The sequence below is a fragment of the Streptomyces sp. NPDC057638 genome (genome assembly GCF_042800315.1).
Lineage (GTDB): Bacteria > Actinomycetota > Actinomycetes > Streptomycetales > Streptomycetaceae > Streptomyces.
The window spans coordinates 1-1,315 of the sequence record NZ_JBHVHF010000611.1 but is presented as its reverse complement, the minus strand read 5'-3'; the positions used below and the strand labels follow the sequence as shown (position 1 = coordinate 1,315).

At 71.1% G+C, this 1,315-nt stretch carries 1 protein-coding gene and 2 tRNA genes; 2 read left to right on the top strand and 1 reads right to left on the bottom strand.

Going from position 1 to position 1,315, the window contains the following annotated elements:
• Positions 1–118: 118 nt before the first annotated feature.
• Entirely contained in the window at positions 119–934 is an 816-nt protein-coding gene (locus tag ACFVIM_RS35210; protein WP_384310466.1) for a DUF4097 family beta strand repeat-containing protein, read from the bottom strand.
• Between the two features lie 140 nt (positions 935–1,074).
• Between ACFVIM_RS35210 and ACFVIM_RS35205 the strand changes: the two genes are divergently transcribed.
• Positions 1,075–1,146 (top strand) — tRNA-Val (locus ACFVIM_RS35205).
• Positions 1,147–1,226: 80 nt separating this feature from the next.
• A tRNA-Val gene (locus ACFVIM_RS35200) sits at positions 1,227–1,301 on the top strand.
• The last annotated feature ends 14 nt before the right edge of the window (positions 1,302–1,315 follow it).

Genomic DNA, 1,315 nt, shown 5'->3' with positions numbered 1-1,315 from the left:
GGACAGGGGTGTTCCGGTTCCGGCGGGCCGCCGCCCGCGGCGTTCACTCCGCGCCGAGGCCCTCACTCCGCCCGCGGCGCTTACTCCGGGCCGAGGCCCTCGCCCCCGCCCGCAACCCTTACTCCGCGCCGCGCACGCGCACATGCCCGTTGTCGCTGCGCGCCGAGACCACCCGGGCGCTGTCCTTGTCGACCGGCACGTCCACGTCCACCCGTCCGTTGCCGCTGCTGGCCTTGACGGCGTACGGGGCCCCGGCGCGCGGCAGGCGGACGGTGACGCCGCCGTTGTCGCTGCTGGCCTCGACCCGCTCGGGCACGGCCCCGGCGGCGGCATCCGCCTTCACCTCGATCCGTACGGAACTGTTCGTGCTGTGCGCCGTGAGGGTGGGCGCGGTGATCGCCTTGGCCACGACGTCGCCGTTGTCGCTGCGGAGCGTCAGCGGCCCGGTGGTGTTCCGTACGGACACATCGCCGTTCTCGGTCTTGATCTCCAGTGGGGCGGTGAACCCGGAGGCGGTGACCTGGCCGTTGTCGTTCCTGACCTTGACCTCCACCCCGCGCGGCACCTTGATGGTGTGCCGCGCCTGGCAGTCGCTGGCCAGCGCGTCACAGTCGAACCGGAGCTTCAGCTTCCCGTCGTCCGTCATCCGCCAGGACGCGTCCGGGCCCCCGCCCAGGAAGACCCACCCGTCCACCTGCCGGGCCACCTCGACGTCCTTCACATCGGCGGGAACGATCTTGAGCACCGAGTTGTCGGAGTCGACGGTCAGCACCTCGCCCTTCAGCGCGAACGTCTTCCGCTCGACCGGCGCGGAGTCCAGATCCGTCCCACCGCATCCGGCCACCACCCCCATGAGCACCCCACCCCCCAGGAGGGCCGCTCCCGTCCGGGCACGGCGGGACGTACGGAATCGGGAGAGGCTGTTCGGGCTCATGGACTCATTCCCTCGGAAGGCACGACCGGCGACCCCCTCAACGTAGGCGCGCCCCCATCCCCCGCACGATCCTGCGACCCACCCGCTCGGAGGTGGGGTTAGCCCCCCTCCCGCCGCCTCCGGCCGGGGTCTGTTCCGGAGGCGCGTAGCTCAGGGATAGAGCGCTGCTCTTACAAAGCAGATGTCGGCGGCTCGAACCAGCCCCGGCGGCTGGGTCTGTTCCGGAGGTGTGGTGAGGGGAACGGGTTTGCGGGGCCGCCCAGAGGGCCATGTACGCTGTCCTCTCATCCACGGGTGCGTAGCTCAGGGGTAGAGCGCTGCTCTTACAAAGCAGATGTCGGCGGTTCGAAACCGTCCGCGCCCACCAGACGGAGGCCCCCG